This window comes from Margalitia sp. FSL K6-0131 (genome assembly GCF_038008735.1).
Classification (GTDB): domain Bacteria; phylum Bacillota; class Bacilli; order Bacillales; family Bacillaceae_C; genus Margalitia; species Margalitia shackletonii.
This window is the reverse complement of the sequence record NZ_JBBOZS010000001.1, coordinates 4,976,094-5,002,121: the sequence shown is the minus strand read 5'-3', so window position 1 is coordinate 5,002,121 and position 26,028 is coordinate 4,976,094. Positions and strand designations below refer to the sequence as shown.

23 protein-coding genes are annotated in these 26,028 nt (G+C 37.8%); 17 read left to right on the top strand and 6 right to left on the bottom strand.

The window, feature by feature from the left end:
* Positions 1 to 155 precede the first annotated feature (155 nt).
* Together NSQ59_RS24500 and NSQ59_RS24495 are read left to right on the top strand one after the other, a co-directional pair.
* Positions 156 to 1,133: a proline dehydrogenase family protein gene (locus NSQ59_RS24500; protein ID WP_055741797.1), complete on the top strand. Its 978-nt coding sequence runs from the start codon at positions 156 to 158 to the stop codon at positions 1,131 to 1,133.
* A 381-nt stretch (positions 1,134 to 1,514) separates the two neighbouring features.
* Entirely contained in the window at positions 1,515 to 2,627 is a 1,113-nt protein-coding gene (locus NSQ59_RS24495; protein WP_055741798.1) for an HD-GYP domain-containing protein, read from the top strand.
* A 158-nt stretch (positions 2,628 to 2,785) separates the two neighbouring features.
* On the opposite strand, the gene NSQ59_RS24490 is transcribed toward NSQ59_RS24495, so the two are convergent.
* Complete coding sequence (locus tag NSQ59_RS24490) at positions 2,786 to 3,007, bottom strand: sugar transferase (RefSeq protein ID WP_055741799.1); 222 nt, start codon at positions 3,005 to 3,007, stop codon at positions 2,786 to 2,788.
* 418 nt (positions 3,008 to 3,425) lie between these two features.
* Here NSQ59_RS24490 and NSQ59_RS24485 point away from each other — a divergent pair, with 418 nt between their 5' ends.
* The gene (locus tag NSQ59_RS24485) at positions 3,426 to 4,367 is read left to right on the top strand and encodes a polymorphic toxin type 44 domain-containing protein (protein WP_055741800.1); all 942 of its coding nucleotides are present in this window, start codon (positions 3,426 to 3,428) and stop codon (positions 4,365 to 4,367) included.
* Here the strand turns inward: NSQ59_RS24485 and NSQ59_RS24480 are convergent.
* Positions 4,364 to 4,753 (bottom strand): SLAP domain-containing protein, encoded by a 390-nt coding sequence (locus NSQ59_RS24480; RefSeq protein WP_340832967.1) that lies wholly within the window; start codon positions 4,751 to 4,753, stop codon positions 4,364 to 4,366. The genes NSQ59_RS24485 and NSQ59_RS24480 overlap by 4 nt on opposite strands.
* Before the next feature lie 437 nt (positions 4,754 to 5,190).
* Here NSQ59_RS24480 and NSQ59_RS24475 point away from each other — a divergent pair, with 437 nt between their 5' ends.
* From NSQ59_RS24475 to NSQ59_RS24455, 5 genes are all read left to right on the top strand, one after another.
* Positions 5,191 to 6,561 carry an RsmF rRNA methyltransferase first C-terminal domain-containing protein gene (locus tag NSQ59_RS24475; RefSeq protein ID WP_340832966.1) on the top strand — a complete coding sequence of 457 codons (1,371 nt, stop codon included), beginning with the start codon at positions 5,191 to 5,193 and terminating at the stop codon, positions 6,559 to 6,561.
* Between the two features lie 69 nt (positions 6,562 to 6,630).
* On the top strand, positions 6,631 to 7,779 hold the full coding sequence (locus NSQ59_RS24470) for a glycerate kinase (protein WP_340832965.1): 1,149 nt from the start codon (positions 6,631 to 6,633) through the stop codon (positions 7,777 to 7,779).
* Between the two features lie 103 nt (positions 7,780 to 7,882).
* A complete protein-coding gene (gene htpG / locus NSQ59_RS24465) occupies positions 7,883 to 9,760 on the top strand; it encodes a molecular chaperone HtpG (RefSeq protein WP_340832964.1) in 1,878 nt (625 codons plus the stop codon).
* A 176-nt stretch (positions 9,761 to 9,936) separates the two neighbouring features.
* Positions 9,937 to 10,545: a methyltransferase gene (locus NSQ59_RS24460; RefSeq protein WP_055741806.1), complete on the top strand. Its 609-nt coding sequence runs from the start codon at positions 9,937 to 9,939 to the stop codon at positions 10,543 to 10,545.
* Between the two features lie 55 nt (positions 10,546 to 10,600).
* Positions 10,601 to 11,692: a threonine aldolase family protein gene (locus NSQ59_RS24455; protein WP_340832963.1), complete on the top strand. Its 1,092-nt coding sequence runs from the start codon at positions 10,601 to 10,603 to the stop codon at positions 11,690 to 11,692.
* Between the two features lie 289 nt (positions 11,693 to 11,981).
* On the opposite strand, the gene NSQ59_RS24450 is transcribed toward NSQ59_RS24455, so the two are convergent.
* Complete coding sequence (locus tag NSQ59_RS24450) at positions 11,982 to 13,124, bottom strand: GNAT family N-acetyltransferase (protein WP_340833201.1); 1,143 nt, start codon at positions 13,122 to 13,124, stop codon at positions 11,982 to 11,984.
* 121 nt (positions 13,125 to 13,245) lie between these two features.
* Between NSQ59_RS24450 and NSQ59_RS24445 the strand changes: the two genes are divergently transcribed.
* The 5 genes from NSQ59_RS24445 (at position 13,246) to NSQ59_RS24425 (ending at position 18,645) form a co-directional block, all read left to right on the top strand.
* The gene (locus NSQ59_RS24445; protein WP_340832962.1) at positions 13,246 to 14,220 is read left to right on the top strand and encodes an ornithine cyclodeaminase family protein; all 975 of its coding nucleotides are present in this window, start codon (positions 13,246 to 13,248) and stop codon (positions 14,218 to 14,220) included.
* A gap of 15 nt (positions 14,221 to 14,235) precedes the next feature.
* The gene (locus NSQ59_RS24440; protein WP_340832961.1) at positions 14,236 to 14,370 is read left to right on the top strand and encodes a hypothetical protein; all 135 of its coding nucleotides are present in this window, start codon (positions 14,236 to 14,238) and stop codon (positions 14,368 to 14,370) included.
* 251 nt (positions 14,371 to 14,621) lie between these two features.
* The gene (locus NSQ59_RS24435; RefSeq protein WP_340832960.1) at positions 14,622 to 15,767 is read left to right on the top strand and encodes an acyl-CoA dehydrogenase family protein; all 1,146 of its coding nucleotides are present in this window, start codon (positions 14,622 to 14,624) and stop codon (positions 15,765 to 15,767) included.
* 69 nt (positions 15,768 to 15,836) lie between these two features.
* Positions 15,837 to 16,988: a thiolase family protein gene (locus tag NSQ59_RS24430; RefSeq protein WP_055741896.1), complete on the top strand. Its 1,152-nt coding sequence runs from the start codon at positions 15,837 to 15,839 to the stop codon at positions 16,986 to 16,988.
* 709 nt (positions 16,989 to 17,697) lie between these two features.
* Positions 17,698 to 18,645, top strand: a complete 948-nt coding sequence (locus NSQ59_RS24425) for a N(4)-(beta-N-acetylglucosaminyl)-L-asparaginase (RefSeq protein WP_340832959.1) — start codon at positions 17,698 to 17,700, stop codon at positions 18,643 to 18,645.
* A gap of 281 nt (positions 18,646 to 18,926) precedes the next feature.
* Here NSQ59_RS24425 and NSQ59_RS24420 read toward each other — a convergent pair whose 3' ends face one another.
* Positions 18,927 to 19,433: a MerR family transcriptional regulator gene (locus NSQ59_RS24420; protein ID WP_340832958.1), complete on the bottom strand. Its 507-nt coding sequence runs from the start codon at positions 19,431 to 19,433 to the stop codon at positions 18,927 to 18,929.
* 349 nt (positions 19,434 to 19,782) lie between these two features.
* Here NSQ59_RS24420 and NSQ59_RS24415 point away from each other — a divergent pair, with 349 nt between their 5' ends.
* The 3 genes from NSQ59_RS24415 to NSQ59_RS24405 all read left to right on the top strand — a co-directional run bounded on the left by NSQ59_RS24415 (position 19,783) and on the right by NSQ59_RS24405 (position 22,914).
* Positions 19,783 to 20,211, top strand: a complete 429-nt coding sequence (locus NSQ59_RS24415) for a MarR family winged helix-turn-helix transcriptional regulator (RefSeq protein ID WP_055741814.1) — start codon at positions 19,783 to 19,785, stop codon at positions 20,209 to 20,211.
* 418 nt (positions 20,212 to 20,629) lie between these two features.
* Positions 20,630 to 22,246 (top strand): MFS transporter, encoded by a 1,617-nt coding sequence (locus tag NSQ59_RS24410; RefSeq protein ID WP_340832957.1) that lies wholly within the window; start codon positions 20,630 to 20,632, stop codon positions 22,244 to 22,246.
* Between the two features lie 38 nt (positions 22,247 to 22,284).
* Positions 22,285 to 22,914 (top strand): HlyD family secretion protein, encoded by a 630-nt coding sequence (locus tag NSQ59_RS24405; RefSeq protein WP_055741816.1) that lies wholly within the window; start codon positions 22,285 to 22,287, stop codon positions 22,912 to 22,914.
* Between the two features lie 59 nt (positions 22,915 to 22,973).
* On the opposite strand, the gene NSQ59_RS24400 is transcribed toward NSQ59_RS24405, so the two are convergent.
* Together NSQ59_RS24400 and NSQ59_RS24395 are read right to left on the bottom strand one after the other, a co-directional pair.
* Positions 22,974 to 23,096 (bottom strand): hypothetical protein, encoded by a 123-nt coding sequence (locus tag NSQ59_RS24400; RefSeq protein WP_268888412.1) that lies wholly within the window; start codon positions 23,094 to 23,096, stop codon positions 22,974 to 22,976.
* A 109-nt stretch (positions 23,097 to 23,205) separates the two neighbouring features.
* The gene (locus NSQ59_RS24395) at positions 23,206 to 24,432 is read right to left on the bottom strand and encodes an O-antigen ligase family protein (protein WP_055741817.1); all 1,227 of its coding nucleotides are present in this window, start codon (positions 24,430 to 24,432) and stop codon (positions 23,206 to 23,208) included.
* A gap of 351 nt (positions 24,433 to 24,783) precedes the next feature.
* Between NSQ59_RS24395 and NSQ59_RS24390 the strand changes: the two genes are divergently transcribed.
* Complete coding sequence (locus NSQ59_RS24390; protein WP_055741898.1) at positions 24,784 to 25,848, top strand: C45 family autoproteolytic acyltransferase/hydolase; 1,065 nt, start codon at positions 24,784 to 24,786, stop codon at positions 25,846 to 25,848.
* Positions 25,849 to 26,028 lie beyond the last annotated feature (180 nt).

Sequence of the window (26,028 nt, the reverse complement as noted above, 5' to 3'; positions counted from 1 at the left end):
GTGGAGTGGACAGTTTTTAATGGAACTGTCTTTCTTTTAATTTGAAGAATTGCTCCTTTTGACAAAGTTCAACAATTTTCGAAGATTGATAGCGTATTCAAAAAGTTGTGCTATAATGAAAGTAAAAATAAATACACAGCTAAGGAGTAATTGCGATGTTGAAAGATCTTTTTATGGGCCTATCCAAGAACCAATTTCTTAATACAGCAGCCAAAAAATATGGCTTAAAATTAGGGGCTCAAAATGTTGTAGCTGGAACAAATATAGCGGAAACAATTCAAAGTATAAAAGAACTAAACTCCCACGGCATTGCTTGTACAGTCGATAACTTAGGAGAGTTTGTATATAAAGAAGAAGAGGCTACCGAGGCAAAAGAACAAATTCTTGAAGTCATCGAAGCGATTCATGAAAATGGAGTAGACGCACATATTTCTTTAAAGCCAACACAATTAGGGTTGGATATCGACTATACTTTTTGTTTAGATAATTTAAGAGAAATTGTGGACCGTGCCAGCCGTTATGATATCCATGTGAATATCGATATGGAAGACTATGGCCATTTACAGCCGTCTTTTGATATTTTAGATGATTTATCTCGTGAATATGATAATGTAGGCACCGTAATTCAGGCTTACTTCTATAATGCACAAGAAAATCTTGAAAAATATAAAAACTATCGTTTGCGTATTGTTAAAGGCGCTTATAAAGAGCCAAAAGAATATGCTTTCCAAGAGAAAAAAGAAATCGATTCTAATTTTATTAAATTAATAGAATGGCATCTATTAAACGGAAAATTTACTTCTATTGCAACACATGATCACCATGTCATTAATCATGTCAAAAAGTTTGTAAAAGCACATAATATTCCGAATAATAAATTCGAATTCCAAATGCTTTATGGCTTTAGAAGAGACATGCAATTGGAACTTGCAAAAGAAGGCTATAATTTCTGTACGTATGTGCCATTTGGAAAAGACTGGTACGGCTATTTCATGAGAAGACTTGCGGAAAGACCGCAAAACCTAAATCTTGTAGTGAAACAGGTATTTAACAAAAAGACAAATACGATGATTGGATTAGCTGCAGGAGCATTTGTATTGGGAAGAATGTCTAAGAAAAAGAAAGGCAAGTAAATTTTTAGAAAAATTCTGAAATGAATCTTTGATTTTTTCCATTCAAACAACATTAACTGGCATTTTCTTCATTGGATGAGAAAATGCCAGTTTCTTTTTTAGATACAGATAAGCTCCTTTCATATGTGTAAAAAATCCAATAGCAATAGAGATTCCCTTACCCATGTCTATATATATGATATTAATAAAAAATTCGACAATATTAGCAAAAATCGACAAATTAGGATAGAGATTTTTTATTTAATATCTTAAAATTTATTTAATAAGGAAATAGTCGGAGTGTAAGGCTTTTGTCATAAAAGTGCCTTCACATAAATAAGCGTAGTACATTTTATTAAATGGATATAGAGAGACTAGGGAAGATTGGGGAGATAGAAGGTCGTGCGTTTACTGCCGTTAGATAGATGTCAGCCAGGTGTTATATTAGGTAAATCTATATACCATGGTAATGGAAAAGTCTTATTAACGAAAGGAACAAAACTAACTAATAGTTTAATTGCTAGTTTAAAGAGATTTCACATTTATACTATTTACATAGAAGATGAACAATCCGAGGGAATAGAGATTGTGGAATCATTACCGGAACCAGTACTTATGGAAGCGATGGAAGTCATAACACATGGAATAACTAATATTGTCGAGTTAAATACCAACCATTCAAACTTTCATGGAATGATGAAATCAGGAAGAGTAATAAGAAGTTTTCAAAAAATTTTTAGAGACATCTTAGTATCTTTAAAAGATAATCCAACAGCTTTGAATTTATTGGCAACAACAAAAATACATGATAATCATGTTTACACTCATAGTTTAAATGTAGCCATCTATGCTTGTCAGCTGGCTATTGAGAATGGCTTGCCTCTTAAAAGTATTGAGGATATCGGATTAGGAGCCATGTTGCATGACATAGGAAAAATGTATATATCGCCAGAGATTTTAAATAAACCAGGAAAGCTCACACAGGATGAATTCCATCAAATGAAATCACATTGCCAAATTGGATTTGATATACTTCGGAAGGTGCATGAAATTCCTTTAACGGTAGCCCATTGTGCTTTTCAGCATCATGAAAGAATTGATGGAACTGGATATCCCAGAGGCCTGCAGGGAGAAGAAATCCATAAATATGCTAAGATATTGAGTGTTGCGGATGTTTTTGATGCAGTGACCAGCCATCGCGTGTATCGTCCTGCGTTGTTGCCACATAAAGGTCTAGAGCTTCTTTATGCTGGTGTTGATACGCAATTTGACCGTAAACAGGTAGAATTATTTAAAAAATGTATTGCAATCTATCCACAGGGTATGACGGTTAAATTAAATGATGGAAAAACTGGGATAGTATCAAACTATAACTTTCATTCAGCTGGGCGACCTCAAATAAGGATAATTAAAGATGAAGAAGGACAGGAGATCAAACCATATGAAATTGATCTGGCAGCAGCAGATTATCTTACTGTAGAGATTATTGATGCAGACCCATTATTGTATTATTAACATGAAGATACTTATTTAATGGAATGATGATTTTAATTACATCCATTCACCTGTGGATAAAGCATAATGAGATAAAAGAACAGCTTATTATATCCTTTCCTCATGCTTTATCCGTACTACCTCATCATGTAAAAAAAGGATTGGAAGCTGATTGACCATTAATAGGCTCCACTAGAACGGACTAACAGCAAAAAGGTTTTGAGCATAATTTTAATATCTTGAATGATGGACTGATTATGAATATAGGCTAAATCCAGTTCAACCATTTTGTGAAAACTAAGATTACTTCTGCCGCTTACCTGTGATAATCCAGTACAACCTGGGCGTACAAGTAAACGCTGCATCTCATATTGATTATATTTTTCAACCTCTGACGGCAACGGGGGCCATGACCTTTTTGCTAATAAAAAGCCCCTTTCTTTTTCATACGGACCATTTAACCCTCTTTCGGTTTGTTTCCTTTACCTCATATTAAGAAACGTTAAATTTGGGCAGCTCAAGAAGAGAAACGTTCCTAAAATACCATTTTGTAAAGTAACCATTTATAAATATGATTTTTCTCTTTATGTTTATGGAGTTGGCACTTAACTGAAACTGCATTTATACCTATTTTCGCAAAATGGGCAAGACATTAAACACACCCAGCTGTCTTTACTTGTTAGTGCGAATAGACGTGGCAATAGTGTTGAAATTGGAGAAATGGATACTGCAAATAGTAGTTTTTCCTTTTAATGATGGCTACCCCGCGAAGCACGGATGCATACACTATATTGATGAAAGGGCAGAGGAGTGTGGGAAATGAAATGGAATCGCCTTGTTTTTTTCTTTCGTTACTACCCAACAAAGAATTACAGAAACTATATTGGGATGATTATTGGAATAGCTGGAGCAATAATTGGACTATCTATTTGGCTAGATTCTTTTCTCTCACATGACGGAGGTAATTCCGGGAAATGGGAGTATTACGCAAAAATTGAATATTCTATGTTTTTATTTTTGCCTTGTTCTATCGCACTTATTGCAGCCATTTTTCAAAAGAACTATTTAATGTGGCTCGCTTTCTTATTATGCATACCTATATTTGTAACCTCCCCAAGGGTATTAACTATTATGTACCTTGTTTATATACCAGCAGTATGTTTTTTTCTTTCTGCTCTTTTAATGCACAAAACCTCCTTAAGCAAAAAGGATAAAGAGGAGTTAGAACAAATTATTAATGATGAAGTAAAGATGATTGAAAGAGAAGTAAATAGACGATGGAGTGGCATAACTTTAGCGGAAGATCCCATTTTAAATCAGGCTCAAAAAGAATTAACCACTTTCATGATTGCGAGAACCTATCAGCTGAACATTCGGTTCGCGAAAGATATAAAAAGAAATTATGAGAAATATGTGAAGTCAAGGGGAGATGCCTTTGCTAATACGTATCGACTTGGCGTGTTTTACTATATTACTAGGTCATACGGAATATGGGATTTAAAGCGATTCATTGGAGATAAGACAATCTATACTTTCCAAGGGAAGGAAAAAAATGGAGAATATATCGGTAACCACCATTTTGGTTATATGGGGGCAGCAGCAGGTTTTAGCTGCAAAGTGTTAAGAATTTCCGCCGGGATGTATCAAGTATATTCAGGAGCCTTCCATTGGAAATACCTGTTTTCTTATTTTGACAACCCCGAGGATTCGGAGGCGATTGCTGACGGCTGTTCCGATTATAATAATGGATACAGATTTTAACTATTTATCTCGGCAAATGTTATTTTTCCGTTTCTTAATAAGGGTTGGCTGTAAAAGCTATCTGTTGGAAAAATAAAGGTCCATGGCATACTGGTTGATGGTTCAATCATCAGTGCTGGGAGAGTAAAGGAATGTTCAGCAACGATATTCTCGTCCTCCCAGTACTGAAGCTTTTCGTTGTGAAAAGAAATCTTTTGTTCGCTGAAATTTTGTACAAGCACCGTTATGAGCAATTCTCCTTTGTGATTCATTGCTTCCCATAAGGGCGTGAATTCGATGTCTTTATTCTGGGAAGAGCTTGTTTCAAGAAAAACCTGTTGGATACGTTCCCGATCATTTTCTGATATCGTTTTGTCCCATGCTGATTCGAATTGGAGTTTTTGCATTGGTATGACCTCCTTTTTAAGTTGTATTTTATCATAAGATTGGGATTTCGCATTGTTTTGGGTAGGGGGTTTAGCATTTTTGCTCAAAAGTTCATCGATTTCCCCTCAAGGTTCAGCACTTTCTACGAAAAGTTCCGTATTTTCACGTCGAAGTTCCGCGGTCTGACAGAAGTTCGGTAATTTCCCTGTAAAGTTAAGCAATCTCAACAAAAAGTTCCGCGTTTTCAACACGAAGTTCAGCACCTCCAACAAAAAGTTCAGCACTTCCACCAGAATTTCAAAAATCCCCAAAAAGCACAGTATCTTTCCCATACATTTCAGCGCTGCCCTATTTTTTTTTCGGCACCCAACACTGATTTCCTTCCGAACTTCGCATTTCCCCAAATAGTTATTGTAATATAAGGAGAGAAGATTTCCTTTTTTGAGGTGAATAAACAATGGAGTTACCAAAAGAATTTCTTTCTAAAATGAAAGACTTATTAAAAGATGAATATGATGATTTTTTACGAAGCTATGAGGAACCGAAAATTCAAGGCTTGCGAGTGAACACGTTAAAGGTGTCGATAGAAGAGTTTTTGAACATAAATCCATTTCAATTAGAGAGGATTCCGTGGGTAAATGGGGGCTTTTTTTATCAAGAGGAGGATCGCCCCGGAAAGCATCCATATCATGAGGTAGGTTTGTATTATATACAGGAGCCGAGTGCGATGGCTGCCTCCGAAATGGTAGATCCGCAACCAGGAGAGAAAGTACTGGATTTATGTGCGGCACCCGGAGGTAAATCCACCCATATGGCAGCCAAAATGAAACAGCAGGGGCTTTTGCTGACAAATGAACTGTATCCGGCCCGGGCAAAAATTCTCTCGCAAAATGTGGAAAGAATGGGAATCAAAAATGCTGTTGTTACCAATGAGGCTCCATCGAAATTAGCGGAACGATTTCCGAACTTTTTTGATCGGATCTTGGTTGATGCACCATGCTCAGGAGAAGGGATGTTTCGTAAAGACCCTGGAGCAAGGGAAGAATGGAGCTTAGAGAATGTAGCAGCATGTGCGGAGCGTCAGTCGGAAATTCTCCGGTACGCAGCAATGATGCTTCGTCCAGGAGGGAGGCTCGTTTATTCAACCTGCACCTTTTCTCCGGAAGAAAATGAAGGGGTTATTAGCCAATTTTTAAATCAAGATTCCCGATTTGAAATAGAAGAAATCCATGTGTACGAAGGCTTTGATCATGGAAGGGAAGAATGGGTTTCAAATGGAGCAGAAAATATTGAGAAGACCATTCGAATTTGGCCGCAGCAAGTGCGTGGCGAGGGTCACTACATCGCCGTTCTGCGAAAAGCGGAGAGCGAAGAACCAACTAAATGGAAATATGAGGACGGCTTAAAAGATCAAAAACAGCTCAAGGATTTTTTCCAATTTGCGAAGGAAACTCTGACATACACACCAAAAGGAGAATTTATTATCTTTGGTGATCAGTTATACTTACTGCCGGACGAAATGCTATCTTTGAAAAATTTAAAGGTAATTCGTCCGGGATGGCATTTAGGCACGATCAAGAAAAATCGCTTCGAACCATCCCATGCGTTAGCTCTCTCCTTAAAAGGGGATGAAGTGAAAAACAAATGGAATTTGGATAAAAATTCTCCCGAGATTCTCGCTTATTTAAAAGGGGAATCGATAAAAGCAGAAGGTCCAAAAGGATGGTATTTGGTAGAAGTAGACGGCTATTCAATAGGATGGGGAAAGCTTGCAGACGGAGTATTGAAAAATCACTTTCCAAAAGGATTAAGGTGGATGGGGGTATAGTGATAATCCCCAAATACGACTGTAACGATAGTTTTATAATGAAGATAGAAGCCAAAAGGGGTATCGATCGTGAAGGTATTAATAGCAATAGATTCGTTTAAAGGCAGTATTTCCTCCATTGAAGGCGGGAAAGCGATTGCGGAAGGGATTTTACCAGTGTTTCCGGATGCGGATATTGTCACAATTCCACTTGCGGATGGAGGCGAAGGAACCGTAGATGCACTAATCCATGCAACAAACGGAATCTTTATCGATTTGCCTGTAACCGGACCGCTAAATGAAAAAATACAATCTAGATACGGTATTATGGGCGATGGAAAAACTGCAGTGATTGAAGTTGCTGCGGCATGCGGTTTGACTCTTGTTCCTTTGGCAAAAAGAAACCCGCTATTGACCACTTCCTATGGAGTCGGGGAGCTCATTTTGGATGCCATTCATAAGGGGTGTCGCCAATTTATTATCGGCCTTGGCGGCAGTGCTACAAATGATGCAGGTATTGGAATGCTTCAAGCGTTAGGATTTCATTTTCTAAACAATCGAAATCAATCAGTAGGAAGTAATGGACAATCATTAAAAGCTATTGAAAAAATTAAGATGGATGATGTTCACCCGGATCTGAAAAATTGCGAATTTTATATTGCCTGTGATGTGAATAATCCTTTATATGGGCCTAACGGTGCCGCATATATTTTTGGCCCTCAAAAAGGTGCTGATCAGAAGATAGTTCAGGAACTCGACGAAGGTCTTCGGCATTTTAGTAAGGTGCTTAAGAAACAATTAGATGTGGATGTTCATCATTTTCCAGGAGCTGGAGCAGCTGGCGGACTTGGAGGGGCATTTGTTGGATTTTTAGATGGTAAGCTTCAATCAGGAACCCGGCTCATTCTGGATGTGCTTCAGGTAGAGAAATATTTGAAAGCAGCAGACTTTGTCATTACTGGTGAAGGTAGATTAGATAGTCAAACGGCTATGGGGAAGGCTCCGTCTGGAATTGCCCAATTAGCAGACAAGTATCATGTTCCAGTTATTGCATTGGCTGGAGGTGTCACTGCTGATTCCTCTGCTTTAAACGATCTCGGTATAACATCGTATTTTTCGATTATGAATGAGCCGATGGCACTCGAACAAGCCATGAATACAAACAAGACTTATGAAAATTTAAAATGTATCTCTAATCAATTATTTCGATTGATCAAAACAGTTCGTTTAGACAGTTGACGGAAGCAATTTTTTTATGATAATAAATAAATGATTAGCACTCGTAAAGTGAGAGTGCTAAAATGATGAATAGAAACTATTTATATGGAAGGGAGATATCATAATGGCAAAGAAAGAGTTCAAAGCTGAATCGAAAAGACTGCTTGAAATGATGATTAACTCTATCTATTCTCAGAAGGAGATTTTTTTACGAGAGTTAATTTCCAATTCTAGTGATGCGATTGATAAAATCTACTACAAAACGTTAACCGATGATACGTTAACCTTTAATAAAGATGATTATTATATAAAAATTGAAGCGGATAAGGATAACCGCTTATTGAAGATTTCCGATACTGGAATCGGGATGACGAAGGAAGAACTTGAGAACCATCTTGGGACAATTGCAAAAAGCGGTTCCCTTGCGTTTAAAAATGAAAATGAATTAAAGGACGGACATGATATCATTGGTCAGTTCGGTGTTGGTTTCTATTCCGCCTTCATGGTTGCGGACGTTGTGACGGTTATCAGCAAGGCATTAGGCAGTGAGGAAGCATACAAGTGGGAATCTACCGGTGCTGATGGTTACAGTATCGAGCCATGCGAAAAAGACTCTGTAGGTACAGAGATAATTTTAAAAATCAAAGAAAACACTGAAGATGAATCTTATGATGAATATTTAGAAGAGTACCGTTTAAAATCGATTATTAAAAAGTATTCTGATTTCATCCGCTACCCAATTAAAATGGAGGTCACAGGAAGAAGACCAAAAGAGGGAAGCGAAAACGAGTTTGAGGATTACAAAGAGGAACAAGTCATTAATAGTATGGTTCCGATTTGGAGAAAAAATAAAAGTGAGTTAACAGACGAAGATTATGAGAATTTTTATCAAGAAAAGCGTTACGGCTTTGATAAACCGCTAAAACATATCCATATCAGTGTGGATGGTACGGTGAGATATAATGCGATTCTTTACATTCCGGAGAATATTCCATTTGATTACTATTCAAAAGAATTTGAAAAGGGACTAGAGCTTTATTCCAGCGGCGTTTTAATCATGGAAAAATGCGCTGATTTGCTTCCTGACTATTTCAGCTTTGTTAAAGGGATGGTCGATTCTGAAGACTTATCGCTGAACATCTCAAGGGAAATTCTGCAACAGGATAAACAATTGAAGTTTATTGCCAAAAACATTAAGAGCAAAATTAAACGTGAATTAGAAGGCATGCTTAAAAATGATCGTGAGAAATATGAAAAGTTCTATGACTCCTTTGGCAGACAGTTAAAGTTCGGTGTATACAGTGACTTTGGACAAGATAAAGATGTGCTCCAGGATTTATTGATGTTCTATTCATCGAAGGAAAAGAAATTAGTGACATTGGACGAATATGTATCCAGAATGCCGGAAGAGCAAAAATATATTTACTATGCCACTGGTAAAACTAATGAACGGATTGAGAAACTGCCACAAACAGAACTTGTAGCAGATAAAGGATATGAAATTCTGTATTTCACGGATGATATTGATGAGTTCGCCATTAAAATGCTGATGAACTACAAAGAGAAGGAATTTAAATCCGTATCAAGCGGTGATCTTGGAATTGAGGAAGATAACAAAGAAACTACAGAGTCCGAACAAAAGGAAAACAAAGATCTGTTTGACTTCATGAAAGAGGTCCTAGCAGATAAGGTGAAGGATGTAAAAGTTTCTAAGCGTTTAAGAACGCATCCGGTATGTCTAACAGCTGAAGGCGACTTATCTATTGAAATGGAAAAAGTTCTTAATGCAATGCCGAACAACCAAAATATTAAGGCGGAAAAAGTATTGGAAATTAACGTAAATCACGAAGTATTCCAATCTTTGAAAAATGCATTTGAAAACGATAAGGATAAGCTAAAATTATATACGAACTTACTATACAACCAAGCACTGTTAATTGAAGGCTTACCAATTGGTGACCCGGTTGAATTTACGAATGATATTTGTAAAGTGATGGTATGATAATTGTAAGACACTCGATTTTTCGAGTGTCTTTTTATCTAAGCTATAACAGTGAATATTGCGATTTCAGGCATTGTTGTATACATATGATGTGGTTTTATTCGGAACTGTAAGCATTAGGCGGCATGTACATCCATAATATTATTTTATAAAGGGATTAACTAAAGGAGCTTCCAATGAACGAAAAGTATTTTGATGCACTATTAAATATTAAAACAAGAGAAGAACAAAAAGGCTTTCTGAAGTCTATACATTATCATCGCTATGAGCCGACACCTTATCATGCACTAGAGACTCTATTTGACGAATATGAGCTAACAAGCAAGGATAGGATAGTTGATTTTGGCTGTGGAAAAGGGAGACTAAACTTTTACATACATCACTTCTTCCATGCAACGGCGGTAGGGATAGAAATGAATGAACAATTTTTCCGGGATGCAATGGCAAATCGGGAAAATTATTTGAAAAAGAATCATCATGGGGCAGATAAGATTTATTTTCATTGCTGTATAGCGGAGGATTATGAGATAGATCCGAAAGATAATCGTTTTTACTTTTTTAACCCATTCTCCGTGCAAATATTTATGAAAGTAGTTAACCATATCCTGCAATCTGTTGAAAAAGTGAAGCGGGATGTTGAATTGATTTTATATTATCCAGCAAATGAATATATGTATTTTTTAGAAAATCAAACTGCTTTTGTGTTGAAGCAGGAGGTTCCATTACGTGATTTAATAGAACATAATCCTAATGAGAGGTTTTTAATCTATCGATTAGACTGGTGACATGGAATGCTTTATTATCTATATATAGATAATATTTTGAATAGGAGTCTAAGTGATGAGCAAACAAAATCCTTTATTGGAAGCTTTTAAACAAACAAACTATCAGGTTGCAGGCAATGGAAAAAGAAATGTGCAAGTTTTGAAAGATGCGTTTGCTGAAGTAGATGGTGAATTTGAAAGTGATATGTATGGAAAAGGGAAAGTAATAGAAGAATTTCAAACGAAAATTGCAGAATTTTTAGGAAAAGAAACGGCAGTGTTTTTTCCAAGCGGTACAATGGCACAGCAAATTGCTTTAAGAATTTGGTGTGATGAAAAGGGATTGAAAAAGGTGGCGTATCACCCGCTTTGCCATTTGGAAATACATGAGGAGGACGGTCTAAAAGAATTACATCATATTGAACCTGTTTTGCTTGCGGATAAAAATAGAGTAATAGAGTTGAAAGATGTAGTAGATTTAGATCAGGAGATTGCTTGTTTATTGCTTGAGCTGCCGCAACGGGAAATTGGCGGGGTATTACCGGATTATGATACGCTCGTGTCGATTTCTTCCTATTGCCGTGAAAAAGGGATTAAGCTCCATTTGGATGGCGCTCGACTTTTTGAAATTCTTCCCTATTATCAAAAGACTGCTGCAGAGGTTTGTGCGCTTTTTGATAGTGTATATGTTTCCTTTTATAAAGGGATTGGTGGAATCGCTGGAGCTATTTTGGCCGGTGACGAAGATTTTATCGAGAAATCAAAGGTTTGGAAACGTCGCCACGGCGGGGATCTCATAAGTTTATATCCTTATATTGTAAGTTCGGATTATTATTTTGATCGGAGGATTCCGAAAATGGAGCAATATTATGAGGAGGCAAAGGAGCTTGCTGCGTTTTATAATCAGTGTGATTCCGTTCAGACGAAGCCATTAGTGCCGGTTTCGAATATGTTCCACGTTCATTTTGATGTTGCTAAAGGAGCTCTTGAGCCTATTTTAATAGAGATATATAAGGAAACCGGTATCGGTCTAACAGGCTATTTGCAAGAGACTGATGAAAATTCCTGTAGTTATGAGGTAAGTATCGGGGATCAGTATGAAAAGGTTCCGAAAGAAAAATTAGCGAAAGTGTTTGAATTGTTAAGAGAAAAAGTGAGTAAGAAGTAATCGTTTAAAAGGAACCCCTCTCTAATTAGAATAGGGGTTCCTTTTATTTACGATGGATAAGTACCAAAAAAGACTGTAGGAAGAAGGAAGCGGTCACCAAAAAGAAGAATAGGTGCCCAAAAATCCATTCAATGGAGTGAACTGGTAATTAAAGGGGCTGATTTGCCCCACGTAAACTACTGTCCAAGCAATTGTTTCCCTATAATGATCTAGATTACTACTGCTTTAATAGTGTTTAATAAAGAATCTCTCTCCTTCCTATCTGCTCTCATTTTCTATCAAAAAATCTCTAAAACCCATCAAACAAGCTTGGTTCTTTCTGAAGCAATATACTTTGCAGAGCTTCCATCTCGCTTTTACTTCCTTTGATTGCTCCTGCATCGGATAATTGCTGTGCGGTTTTAAACCCAAGCAGCAGTGCGGTAAAATGATTAATGGTAAAGGAAAGCCCTGTGTTTTGTCTTAATTCTGGTGAAAAGGATAGCCCCATGTCTTTGTTCAATGTATATGTTCCTGTGTTCCAAGGAGCATGTTCATCCACGATTTGAAAGGTAACAGAGCTTTGATCCGACCATTGGAAAGGGTAAATTTTACAAAATTCTTTTACATCCACGATTCTAGCCATCCCAAATGTTTTTCGTTCCGTTTTTATATCAGGGTTAAAAAGGGTAAAAGGGAGCGGATCAGACACATACGTATACATTTCTACTTTGTTTACCATCGAGTCGTGCTGGCAAATGAAGTTCCATAGTCCGATTCGAGCTTCATGATTTAACGGTACAAACTCTCTGATTTCCATTTCTTTCTTTGAAATGTCATAAAGCATATAACCTAGCGGGGTATGATGTTGATCATAATAAATGGCAACTTGCGATTTTTGAATGACATTTTCCTTCCACCAAATACGGTCCCTCGTCATCATTCCAATAAATTTATCAGCAAATTGAGGATAAATAGTTTTTAAATCTTCTATGTTGGAGTCCCTTGAAAATCTTTTAATATATCCGTTTTGTTGCGGCTGTCGGATAAGATCTGCTTTTGTCAAAGATAGAGTAAGGAACTCGGAGAAAACCTCCCAGCCAAATTTACGGTAAAAAGGGATGGAAAAGGGATGTAGAAAGGAGACGGTTTGCCCGTTTCTCCTCATTTCAGATAAGGAGTGTATTAGCAGCTCTCGGACATAACCTTTCCGGCGGTACTCCGGGTAGGTTGCCACACTTGAAATTCCTCCCATTTTAACTTGTTGTTGTTCCAGCCAAATATGAAAAGGGCGGATATGAAGCTTTGCCGCTAACTGGTCCCCATCGAAAATGCCATATAAATCCTGGTCTTCATATGATTTTATTTTCTTTTCTAATTCTCGCTCTGAATAGTCATATTGAAAGGCGTAGGAAGATAAACGTAAGGCATCCTTGTATTGTTTTTTGTGGATTTTAGTGATTTTCAGAAGAATCGCCCCCCATAGTGATGTATAATTTGCATTATATAGAAAATTTCATTAATAAAAAAGAGGCTTTTTACATTTTCATCTTTTCACTGACAGGGGTGACGTAATGCTTGTTATAAATCAAAAACAAGTAGAAGATATTTTAACAATGAAAGCATGCATTCAGGTGATGGAGGATGTATTAAAGGAATTGGCCGCTGGAGAGGCGGTTCAACACCTAAGGTCGGTAGTGCCGATAGAAAAGGATAATTTAATGGGTCTTATGCCAGGATATTTGCGGAAAGAGGAAGTAATTGGTGCTAAGGTAATTACGATTTATCCTGAGAATCATCAACACGGCCAACCATCACACCAAGGGGTTGTTCTACTCAATGATGCGAAGGATGGGAGTTTAAAGGCTGTCATGGATGGAACGAAAATTACAGCAATCCGTACTGCGGCTGTTAGCGCTGTTGCAACAAAAGCATTATCGAAAAAGGATGCTGAGGTTCTTAGTTTATTAGGATCAGGGGAACAGGCGAGAACTCATTTAGAGGCAATTTTATTAGCTCGACCTATTAAACAGGTGAACATATGGAGCAGAAACATGGAAAAAGCAAAAGAATGGAAGGCAGAGATGGAGCAAAAATATCCGGTCTCTATCCATGTTTTTGAAACGGTTGAAGGTGCTGTTCGAGAGGCAGATATTATCTGTACTTTGACTGCATCCACGGAACCAATTTTATGTGGGGAATGGGTAATGGAAGGAACCCATATAAACGCAGTTGGCGCTTGCAAAGCAGCAGATAGGGAACTAGATTCGGAACTTGTGAGAAAGTCTTTATTTTATGTAGATAGAGTGGAATCAGCTTTGAATGAGTCAGGAGATTACCTTTTTCCTCTAAAAGAAGGGGTGATTGATTCCAATCATATTGTAGGGGAACTTGGGGAGGTATTGACCAAAAAAGTACATGGACGGCAATCAGATTCAGAGATTACTATTTTTGAATCCCTTGGATTGGCGATAGAGGATCTAGCTGCTGCAAATTTTATCTATCATGAAGGAGTCAAATCAAAGAAAGGGACAATCATTTCAATGTGAAAGGAGGAGTAACATATGAGAAATTATTTAAATCAAACCGTTTTCCATTATTATTGTGCAGGTGTATATGAAGGCAAGATTCAGTTTAAAGAAAATCAAATTATGCATAGTAAGGTAGACATGCGTAGAAGAACACAAATGCAGGAATAATAATACAGGCGGAAATCCATATGAAGATTCAGAGCAATTGGTTGTCACACAAAGAGTTTTTCATGATTCAAAATATCCTAGTCATGTGAAGCTGCCAGTTTTATACGGAAAAATATGTGAAAAAGGCTGATTGGAGCTTATCTAAGTTTTCCGCTTAGCAAAACGGCATGTTTATTGCATATATATGAAATAAACGATTTCAAGATGGACCTCGGACAAAGTGAAAAATAGGAGATTAGGAGAGATTCATAATGGCTCATCCTTATTTAACGGAAGATCATGATATTTTTCGAAAATCATTGAGGAAATTTTTAGAGAAAGAGGCCTATCCATTTTACGAAAAATGGGAAGAGGATCGAATGATTCCGCGTTCCTTTTGGAAAAAGATGGGGGAGCAGGGGTATCTTTGCCCCGATATCGATGAGGAGTATGGGGGCAGTGGAGTAGATTGGGGCTTTTCAGTCGTGATAAATGAGGAACTGGAACGGGTTGGCTCCAGTTTGATTGGCATTGGGCTCCATAATGACATTGTGGTTCCTTATATTAACTCATACGGAACAGAGGAACAGAAGCAAAAATGGTTGCCGAAATGTGCATCTGGTGAACTCATTACGGCGATTGCGATGACCGAGCCTGGTACTGGTTCTGATCTTTCCAATATTCAAACAACCGCAAAGCTGGAAGGTGATTACTATTTATTAAATGGGCAAAAGACATTTATTACAAATGGAATTGCGGCGGATTTAGTAGTGGTAGCTTGTAAAACTGACCTTCATGCAGTACCTAGGCATAAGGGAATCAGCCTTTTAGTTGTGGAGCGCGATACCCCTGGTTTTTCGCGCGGGAGAAAGCTTCATAAGGTAGGGCTGCATGCTCAGGATACAGCAGAGTTGATTTTTGAGGATTGCAAGGTTCCTAAAGGAAATTTACTTGGTGTGGAAGGAAAGGGTTTTCGCTATTTAATGGAAAAACTTCAGCAGGAACGACTGATTGTTGCGATTGCAGCTCAAATTGCATCGGAAGAGATGCTGCGTATCACCATGGATTATGTGAAGAGTAGGGATGTGTTTGGAAAACCGGTTAGCTCTTTTCAAAATACACAGTTTAAAATGGTGGAAATGGCGACAGATATTGAAATGGGGCGTACCTTTTTGGACCAACTGATAGCTGATCACCTGCAAGGAGAAAATATTGTAACGAAGGTTTCAATGGCAAAATGGAAGCTAACCGACACAGCTAGAAGAATTGCGACAGAATGTATGCAATTACATGGCGGTTACGGCTATATGGAAGAATACGAGATTGCCAGACGTTATCGTGATATACCAGTAGCAAGTATTTATGCAGGGACCAATGAAATCATGAAAACGATTATTGCGAAGAACTTGGGGCTTTAAATGGATGAAAACTTGTATAAGGCTTTTTATAGGGTAATGCCTATTATAAATGGAGAAGGGAAGAAAAAGATGCGGGATGTTGTTATTGTAGAGGCAGTGCGTACAGCAGTCGGAAAAAGAAATGGATTTTTAAAGGATTATCGCCCGGATGATTTAGCAGGCGAGGTTTTAAAAGAGCTTGTGAATCGAGCTGGGTTGGATCCAAGCCTGGTTGAAGACGTGATCTTAGGATGTGTATCCCAAATTGGGGAACAAACTGGAGATATCGCCAGAGTGGCAGCACTTATCGCCGGGTATCCAATGGAGGTGCCTGGGGTGACCATTGATCGGCAATGCGGTTCAAGCCAACAGGCTGTTCACTTTGCCGCGCAAGCAATTCTATCAGGGGACATGGATATAGTTGTTGCAGGCGGAGTGGAAAATATGTCTCGCATTCCAATTGGCTCTAGCTATCAGGGAGCCCCATTTAGCGCAAGATTGAAAGAGAAATATGAAATCATCCATCAGGGTTTATCTGCGGAACGAATTGCAGAAAAATATGGCTTTACTAGGGAAGAATTAGATCAATTTTCATTTGAAAGTCATCAGAAAGCATTGTACGCACAGGAGAATGGATATTTTACAAAAGAAATTATGCCGCTTGAAGTAACATTAGAGGACGGCACTAAGGAGATATTTAAGGAAGACTCGGGTCCGCGAAAAGCAACCAACCTGGAAGCGTTAGGGAACTTAAAGCCAGCTTTTATAGAAAATGGTGTTATTCATGCCGGAAACTCCAGCCAAATTAGTGATGGTGCTGCCGTCTTATTATTGATGTCCCGGGAAAAAGCGGAACAATTAGGCTATAAACCGAAGTTTCGTATTCACACCCGGGTAGTAGTTGGTTCTGATCCTACTTTGATGTTGACAGGTCCTATTGCTGCAACGGAAAAAGCGTTGAAGAAGGCTGGTCTAAATATCGACGACATAGATATTTTTGAAGTAAATGAAGCTTTTGCACCTATTCCGCTTGCATGGTTAAAAGAGACAGGCGCAGATCCAAGGAAATTAAATCCAAATGGCGGGGCAATCGCATTAGGACATCCATTAGGAGGAAGCGGCGCGCGTCTCATGGTCACGATGCTTCACGAACTGGAACGGACTGGTGGCAGATATGGATTGCAAACCATGTGCGAAGGCCATGGAATGGCGAATGCGACAATTATTGAGAGAATCGGTTGATGAAATTAAAGGAAAAAAGTGACGGTCATCATTGGATTGGTGGCCTTTTTTTAATGTTTTGCTGATTGGAAAACGGTAATGAATAGGTAGAGCGTGAGAAAAATGGTATCTATAGAAGGAAGATAGTACCCGGAAATATGGAGGTGCAGCGGAAATGGGAACAAAAGGGCTGGTATTGTTCCTAAAATTAAGAGGATGCAAGGAAAATGGGAACAATAGTGATAGTATTGTTCCCGAAATTAAGAGAAGGCAAGGAAAATGGGAACAATCGTGATAGTATTGTTCCCGAAAACAAGAGAAGGCAAGGAAAACGGGAACAATCGTGATAGTATTGTTCCCGAAATTAAGAGAAGGCAAGGAAAACGGGAACAATAGTAATAGAATCGTTCCCGAAATTAAGAGGATACAAGAGAAATGGGAACAATTATGACAGTATTGTTCCCGAAAACAAGAGAAGGCAAGGAAAACGGGAACAATAGTAATAGAATCGTTCCCGAAATTAAGAGGATACAAGAGAAATGGGAACAATTATGACAGTATTGTTCCCGAAAACAAGAGAAGGCAAGGAAAATGGGAACAATCGTGATAAAATGGTCGCTTATCAAATGAACAATTTTCCTATAACCATCCATTGTCGATATAGGATATACTCATTTTATAACTAGTGTCTAAGAATACATAAAAGCCACATAACTGGGGAGGAATTTTGATGGGACAAGCAGGAGTGAAGTGGGGAATGATTGCAACATGGGCCATGGCCTACGATGGTGTTAAAAAATCTTCCGGGGAATTGAAAAATAATATAAGTGCTGCAGATGCTTTGGAAATGGCCATTAAGGAAGTAGAAAATCATCCATTCTATAAATCAGTTGGATACGGCGGTCTTCCAAATGAACAAGGAATCGTAGAATTGGATGCAGCCTTCATGGATGGGGATAATTTTAATATTGGTGCGGTTGCCGGGATGCAGGACGTAAAAAATCCAATCTCTGTAGCTCGTAAATTAAGTGAACAACAATTCAATCGTTTTCTGGTTGGAGATGGGGCAACTGCCTATGCACAAAAAAATGGCTTTGAACGAGTAAATATGCTGACGGAATCCGCAAAATCAATTTGGGAAAAGCGGATAGAAGAGATGATAAAAAGCGAATTAAGTCCATATGATGGGCATGACACAGTAGGGGTTGTTTGTTTAGATGCCAAAACCTCGATGGCAGCTGGGACCTCTACTTCAGGGTTATTTATGAAAATGCAAGGTCGTGTTGGAGATTCCCCTTTATCCGGTTCGGGATTTTACGTGGATAGTGAAATTGGCGGAGCCACTGCTACTGGTTTGGGAGAAGACCTGATGAAAGGCTGCCTTAGCTACGAAATTGTCCGACTGATGGGAGAGGGACTTACACCACAACAAGCAGCAGATAAAGCAGTGTACGAATTTCACGATAAATTAACGAAACGAAAAGGAAAAGCTGGCGCCATGTCACTGATTTGTATGAATACGAAGGGGGAATGGGGAGTTGCGACAAATGTGGAGTTTCCGTTTGTTGTTGCTACAGAAACAGAAGAGCCGAAAATTTATGTAGCGAGAAAAGGCGATGGTCATTCGACGATAATTGAGGAAGCTTCGCAGGAATGGCTCGATAATCACGAGGAATGAAAATAATTACCAGAAGCAGATGTTAAACCTTGGAAAAGGATAGAACACCTGCTTTTTATTTTACTTAATAGTTTCACACATCATTTTTATAAAAAAACACCGATATTCTATATTATTAATGATTTAGTTTTTGTTGATTGGCAAGTGAACAGGATCCACTTTTGCTGCGACTTCAAAATGTAAGGAGTTTTGATGAAGCTTATACGTGACAATCCATTATACAGCCATCCTATCAACTACTTTTAAGTAGGATTCTTAGAAGCAGGTTTTACAAAGCTATATTAGAAATTAAATAACGTTGAAAATAAATTTCTTTTTTTGTTTATTTTATAGGAGTTGGCATTGTTGTTAGAGATGTCCTTCGATTCATTTTCAGCTAGTTTTTTCTCTAAGAGCTCAACGTGGGTGTTGAGGCGATTGATTTCATTTTCCAAATCCTCAATCTCTTTTCTGTGGGTTAATAATTGGTAAGAAACAACCTTGTCGGCCTTCTCATTCAGTTTTTTTTCCAGATCATTCATTCTTTGAACGAGTATATCGGCAGTAGATTCCTTTAAAAGAATTGCTGTTTTTCCTTTTCGGACTTTATTTCGGGAGATAGTGACATCTTGCAGAAATGTTCCGTTTTGAATTTGCTTTTTAACCTGTTTCAAAACAGAAATATCTTCATCTTGAATATCATAATGTCCGAGTTCATTTCTGTTCATATCAAGGTCTAATTCTTTAATCCAGCGTTTTAATGTACTTTGTGAAATACCTAGTAGCTTTGCTGCAGTTGCCGTATTCAAGTGATTTCCCCCTTTTCATTCGGCTGATTGATATCGCAGGAACGTGAATTTTCCTGCTATTATCCAATTTCGATTACTATTAGCCATTTCTTTATAAGAGTTATTCTCCTTAAAAATTCAGATTCCTTTCCATGTGACAAAACAAGTATCTCTTCGGCAAAGAAAGTGTTCTTCCTACTAAATTCTTATGAAAATGTCGAACAGTGAAGGGGTGGAAAACAACCTTCCAGATGCAGTATCAGGCACCGCTAGTGGACTGTTGTCTTTATGTGGTGCCGGACACCTTTTGTGTTATACTACAAGAAAAGGTTTTGGTTGTATGTTTTTTTGTATTAGGGGTGAGTCAGGTTTGAAAGAGGATGTTCTTCAGTTGATCGAGTATGAAATTGCGCTTCTTGTCAGGCTAACAACAGCGCATAGTCCAAAGCTAGGGAGTTTGGACCGGTCCGAGTATTTATTGTTAAGTGAGCTAGAGAAAAAGAGCCCGTTAGCAATCAATGCGCTTGCAGATAAATTATTGCTGAATCTTTCTACTGCAAGTAGACAGGTTGCAGCTTTGGAATCTAAAAAATATATTAGACGATTTCCTGATTCACAAAATGGAAGAATCAGCCTTGTTGAATTGACGGATGAAGGGAAAGAAATTCTTCATAAGGTTCAGCAAGCGCGATACGCTGCCTATAAAGAAATGCTACATGATTGGTCCGAAGATCAGTTGAAACAATTGGAAGGGAACCTTTCTCGCTTAAATCAGGATTTTAAATCATGGCGTAAATAAAATGCTGTCTCCATTACGATGGACAGTATTTTTTTATTAATCCTTGTTATCCAAGGAAGATGTACGAATGAGTGAGGAATTACCTCAATCCACAATATTATTTAGTAATTTTTTGGGGGAATGCTCGGAAAAGGTACTATTGATTCACGCGTACGACCATATGGGAACTACAGGAAGTGATAAATAAAAGATTGCAATTTTAGTTTTTAAAGTTGTATAATACATATTGCATAATACAAGTTATTGTACGTGTTGTGAATTTCCTTTAGTGGAAATTCTTTTTATTTGATTTTACAAAATATGCAGGACACTTTTCATCCTGCATTCTTTCCATAAGGCTACGTTGTAGACAAGGATTGATATATCTTCTAAACAACAAAGTCTTTCATCATTTATTTTCATGAAAGGAGGAAATGGAATGGAGCAAGAAAATACACCAAACTCAAAGGGAATTATGAAAATTCCTAGCTTTTTAATCATTTCTTTTTTGACCATTTTCGCCATTGGGCCGCAATATTTTGCAAATTTGTCCTACACAATGAACCAAGAAATTGTTCAAAATGGCCTCAGTCTTGGGTCGCAACAATTACTTATTCCGTCAACACTTTCAAATATCGCCTTTGCACTTGGGGTTCCTCTCGGTCCCGTGATTACTAGAGCTCTTGGGGTAAGGAAAAATTACTTAACCTTTATATTACTGTTTCTATGTGGTTCGCTTATTAATCTTTTTGCACCTAATTTAGTGATCCTTGTGATAGGCCGAATCATTCAGAGTGTCAGTGCAGGAATTCTGTTTTTAACGATGCTGCCTGTCAGCTTAAAATCATTTCCTAATAATATCCGAAATACGTATTTATTCTTTATTATAACTGGATTATTCGGTGCTACAGCTGCAGGAGCATTTTTCGGTTCACTTTCATTAGATGTGGATGCATGGCGCTGGTTGTTTTTGTTAAATGTTATATCAGCATTGTTGTGCTTAATCATCGGATTTTTTGCATTGCCAAAAATAGTGGAAGAGCATGAGCATCCCCCAATTGATAAAACGGGTTTATTTTTATTGATTTTGCTTATGTTAGTACTTTCCATTCCACTTTGCAACTTAATGAATAAAGGTTTTACCTCTTATTATGTTTGGCCTTTTTTGGTTATTGCAATGATATTATTAGTTTTATTTATATTAGTGGACGTAAAAGCAGAAACCCCAATAGTACCTTTTAGAACGTTGAAGGCAGCCAAACCAATTTCGGGAACTGTAATGGCGGTAGCATCACATATTTTACTTGTGTTAGCTCTTGCTGGGATTAACGGATTTTTACGGCATAATAAAGATCTTCCAATTCATTATTTATTAATTTTCTATTGCTGTTTTTTTGTAGGAATCGTGTTTACAGCTATTTTTAAAACACTATTCTATGGTGCGTTAGGTGCTGGAAAATTAGGGATCATCGGCTCTCTAGCCGTTATGTTTGTCAGCTGGAAATGGAGAACGATGACGCCTGCTGTTTCCTTGCCAGTGCTATACGTTGAAATCGCGCTTCTGGGAGCAGGTGTTAGTATGGTACTCGTTAGTGGTGCATTAGGGACAGCCTTTGCAGGAAACTTACATTTTGCATCAATGCGTTCAGGTACTCTGCATACAATCCGGAACTTTACAGGGGCAGTGGTTACGCCAATTGTTGCCTGGTTTATTTCAACGCAAAATCATATTCAATATGAAAATATTAGAGGGCATTTAGGAGAATTTGACTCCGAAACGAATGCGGAACTTGTCAATTTGACTCGTCGATTCGTAAGTATGGGACTGCCTGTTAAGGATGCCCAAAGTATGACTTCATATGAATTAATAGCAAACACGAAAAAATCAGCCATTTTGATGGCATATCATAATCTTTTTACAATCATGTTTGGGGTCGGTGTAATTATGCTCGCCGCATCGATTGTTAAAATGGCGACAGGTAAAGGAATTGGGCTTGTAAAAAAAGAGAAGAAGGTTAAAAGGTCAGATAAAAAAATTACAGAACCAACTGCCTAAATGTTAAAAATAAATTTGACTTTGAGAGGAGAAAAGTTATGGCTCGTCGATTAATTTTGGCCAATATTATAGGAGTTATCGTAGTATTTCTGTTAGTAGCAGCAGGTGCTTATTTCTACTATGAACATGAGCATTATTTAAAAACAAATGATGCTGTCGTTTCTGCTGATATGATGCCAGTGGTAGCATCGAAATCCGGTGTCTTAACAGACTGGAGTGTATCAAATGGAGAAGATATTTCTAACAAGGAAAATGTAGGGAATATTTTTGATGGTAAAAATTCCGTTCCAGTTGATGCCAGAATGGATGGCAAAATTATTAAAAATGAAGCTAGAAAAAATCAATTAGTTCAAGCAGGACAGGTTCTTGCTCAAGAAGCAGATATGGACCATCTATACATTATTGCGAATATCAAGGAAACAGACTTAAAAGACATTGAAGAAGGCGATAGTGTGGATGTTTCGGTAGATGGCGACTCAGGAGTTGTATTTAAAGGCAATGTGGATGAAATTGGATATGCAACAAACTCTGTATTTTCTGTACTACCATCCGATTCAACCGGTAATTATACAAAAGTAACTCAAAAGGTCCCTGTGAAAATCTCTATCGATCAACCATCATCAAAAGTGCTGCCTGGTATGAACGCAGAAGTAAAAATTAAAAAATAGTTATCGGGTGTCAGGCACCCTCCGTGGACAGCGTCCATGAGTGGTGCCTGACACCTTATTTATTTTTTGTGATCTTTTTTTGTGATCTCGCTGCGGATATTTATGTCCTTTGAGAATTCGGTATTTTGTTTATTGTTGGGATACTTGTTTTTGCGTTCACGGTTATCATTTTTGTTTGTCATGTATGGCCCCCCTTTCCTTGTTTCTATATTTTGTGTAGAAAGGTAGGTTTTATAATGGAAGATTTTTATGTGTAAAAAAAGCACCAGGCATAAGAGAGAAGCCTGGTGCTTATTTATTTTGAAGTAAAGCAGTTTGTCTGTTTTTAAATGACTGATTAGCTCGCAACGTGTACTGCTGCCACTTGCTTACTATAATAATGGCTGGTAAAGCAATCTGTGGCGAGGATAATGGAAAATCTAAAATCCCGGTTAAGCCAAGAATCGGCAACGAGAATAGGAACCAGTCAAAAATACTTTTGCTGTGATTATATTTCAGCATTTTTAGAAATTGAAACATAAAGATAATGGTTATTCCAACAAATACAACCCCTGCAAGTATCCCGAAATCTGTAAAAAAGGCTAAGAAGATATTATGGGCATGTGCTGCCTGGTGTCCGGTTAGATTGAAATATTCGGTCGGAAATCCAAGTGGTGTCAAACCAAAACTAGGATATTCTTTAATTAAATTAATACTGTTTTTCCATATAAAGAGACGAGTTTCAAAATTTTTGAATATGTCATAACTTCTTGGAATAAAGCGGTAAAGCCAAAAACCGTTCGCTATTAGAATGCTCGCGGTAAATAGCGACCATTTCCAACTCAATCTTAATAAAAATATCCCGAATAAAATTAGCATTACTCCGAACCCTGAACGTGATCCTGTCTCAATAATACCAGCAACAAGAAACACCAAGAAGGTACAATAAAGAACGATTCGCTTATAAACCTTCATCTTTATAGCTTTTAAAAGCTCGGCCAGTAAAAACCCCATTGCAAACACTAATAAAAAGGCTGAGTAATTAGGGTTATAGGCTGATCCATATAAACGTTTATGACTTAAAAAGCCTAATAATTCACTCCCAGTTAAATATCCGAACAGTTTATTGGTCCAGCCTGTTCGAAATAGCATCAAACAAAAGGTACCAAACAAGTACTGGTAAATGCCGCCAAATATAATCACCCAGCTAAAGTGTCTCATCTGAGTCACTTTATTCAGATTCATACTAAACAAATATACTCCATAAAAACCTATTATGCTTAGAGAAACGGAGAGATAGCTCCATTGCTGCTGCTGGATTGCTGCCCCAATCGTGGATAAAAATAGAATAGAAAATAGTATGGTAATAATATCCAAGGGAATTTCTCTCGTTCCTTTTATCACCCGAAACATTTCCATTGCCCCAAGGGTAAGCATATACAAGATCCCAATCGGTGGAAGTACAATTAATAAAGCTAAAGCGGCCGCTAGTGGCTGTTCTCGAAAGTAATGGAATACTAAGTTCCTGATATTCTTCATAAAACTCCCCTTTCGTTAATAAAAGCACTAATTAGAGCAGTTTTATCAATCTATATAAATAACTGTTTAACGACGTACTATCGGCATTATTTTCTTCTTAAGTGGTTAAGAAAAAAGGGTTTTTTACCATGTATAAAATTAAGATGGCAATTTTCTTTACCCTTTTCTTTAACTTAGTTACTTTATAACGTTTTACTTAATTTCTGCTTAAGGAATTATTAAAAATAGATGAGAAAAGGAATCGGAATACTCAAAACAAATAGAAGACGGATATCCACGTCTATTTCCTTTTTTTCTCATATAAAATCCTTTATTCTTAAAGGAGATGTTCGTATGAGAGAGGGATACAACTTGAAGCAAATATATAGTGAAATAATTCAATTTCGTGGCTCGCATTATGATTTCGGCTTTTTGCAAGGAGAAAAACTAAGGGATTCTATTACGGTTAAAAATCGCGAGAATCAATGGAAGGTGCGAAAGCCTAGATTTACGATTGAAGTAGAGGAAGTCAAACAAGCGATTACTAGATTTGCACCGGGAGTATGGGAGGAATTGCTTGGATTGCAAGCGGCCTTACAATGGCCAATGGAGCGCGTTCTGATGGAATTTGGGGGATACCGGTTAGATTATGTCCGTTCAGGATGTTCCATTTTAACGGGGGATTACTATTTAATTCGCAATTATGACTATCATCCGAAAACGTATGAAGGGAGATATGTCTTTTTCAAACCGACGGATCAAGGATACGCCAGTGTGGGACCAAGCCAGCGTGTGACTGGAAGAATGGATGGCATGAACGAAAAAGGATTAGCTCTTGGCTATAACTTTATGCATCGCAAGAATCCGGGAGATGGCTTTATTTGTTGTATGATAGGGAGAATAATATTAGAAGCTTGTGCTAATGTTGACGACGCGGTCGCAATGTTAAAAGAAATACCGCATCGCCATTCCTTCAGTTATATTGTCTATGATGTCAGTGGAGAGACATATATAGTGGAAACCTCCCCGCGAAGGGTGGAAGTTCGCAGGTCAAATGCATGTACGAACCATTTTGAAATCATGACACAAGAGAATCGTAATCATTTGGTCGATTCTAAGCGAAGATTAGAAATTATGGTGAAAAACCGAGAAAATCTTGTGGATGCACAAGATGCATTTCGATTATTAAATGACGCTGACAAAGGAATCTTTTCAAAGTTATATGGCAGCTGGGCGGGAACCATTCATACATCTGCCTATTTGCCAAGGGAAATGAAGGCTTGGATTGCCTTGGGCGGTAATCAAGAGCCAATACAATTTGATTTTGCCCGATGGCTAAACGGAGAAAATTTGGGGTTAGATAAAATAAAAGGTGAAATAGATACGGACATACCATTTGTCCATATGGATGAAGGAGCTGATTGGTTTCGAAGGTGAGTTAGTGTACACATATAAGAACAAATAAGCAGTTTGTCTATTTGGAGTGCCAGCATCAAATATTATTCACCAATCTACCCAGTAGAAAATATGTTAGAAAAAACTGTTAATCTTTTATTAGGAGGGGAAAACATTGCTTGATCCCTTTCTAGTATAGGATTATTTTGGATAGTAAGTTGT

What these genes read in the sequence shown, in the direction of transcription:
- NSQ59_RS24500 (WP_055741797.1), top strand. Translation starts at nt 156, where the DNA reads ATGTTGAAAGATCTTTTTATGGGCCTATCCAAGAACCAATTTCTTAAT.
- NSQ59_RS24485 (WP_055741800.1), top strand. Translation starts at nt 3,426, where the DNA reads ATGAAATGGAATCGCCTTGTTTTTTTCTTTCGTTACTACCCAACAAAG.
- NSQ59_RS24480 (WP_340832967.1), bottom strand. Translation starts at nt 4,753, where the DNA reads ATGCAAAAACTCCAATTCGAATCAGCATGGGACAAAACGATATCAGAA.
- NSQ59_RS24475 (WP_340832966.1), top strand. Translation starts at nt 5,191, where the DNA reads ATGGAGTTACCAAAAGAATTTCTTTCTAAAATGAAAGACTTATTAAAA.
- htpG (WP_340832964.1), top strand. Translation starts at nt 7,883, where the DNA reads ATGGCAAAGAAAGAGTTCAAAGCTGAATCGAAAAGACTGCTTGAAATG.
- NSQ59_RS24460 (WP_055741806.1), top strand. Translation starts at nt 9,937, where the DNA reads ATGAACGAAAAGTATTTTGATGCACTATTAAATATTAAAACAAGAGAA.
- NSQ59_RS24455 (WP_340832963.1), top strand. Translation starts at nt 10,601, where the DNA reads ATGAGCAAACAAAATCCTTTATTGGAAGCTTTTAAACAAACAAACTAT.
- NSQ59_RS24445 (WP_340832962.1), top strand. Translation starts at nt 13,246, where the DNA reads ATGCTTGTTATAAATCAAAAACAAGTAGAAGATATTTTAACAATGAAA.
- NSQ59_RS24440 (WP_340832961.1), top strand. Translation starts at nt 14,236, where the DNA reads ATGAGAAATTATTTAAATCAAACCGTTTTCCATTATTATTGTGCAGGT.
- NSQ59_RS24435 (WP_340832960.1), top strand. Translation starts at nt 14,622, where the DNA reads ATGGCTCATCCTTATTTAACGGAAGATCATGATATTTTTCGAAAATCA.
- NSQ59_RS24430 (WP_055741896.1), top strand. Translation starts at nt 15,837, where the DNA reads ATGCGGGATGTTGTTATTGTAGAGGCAGTGCGTACAGCAGTCGGAAAA.
- NSQ59_RS24425 (WP_340832959.1), top strand. Translation starts at nt 17,698, where the DNA reads ATGGGACAAGCAGGAGTGAAGTGGGGAATGATTGCAACATGGGCCATG.
- NSQ59_RS24410 (WP_340832957.1), top strand. Translation starts at nt 20,630, where the DNA reads ATGGAGCAAGAAAATACACCAAACTCAAAGGGAATTATGAAAATTCCT.
- NSQ59_RS24405 (WP_055741816.1), top strand. Translation starts at nt 22,285, where the DNA reads ATGGCTCGTCGATTAATTTTGGCCAATATTATAGGAGTTATCGTAGTA.
- NSQ59_RS24400 (WP_268888412.1), bottom strand. Translation starts at nt 23,096, where the DNA reads ATGACAAACAAAAATGATAACCGTGAACGCAAAAACAAGTATCCCAAC.
- NSQ59_RS24395 (WP_055741817.1), bottom strand. Translation starts at nt 24,432, where the DNA reads ATGAAGAATATCAGGAACTTAGTATTCCATTACTTTCGAGAACAGCCA.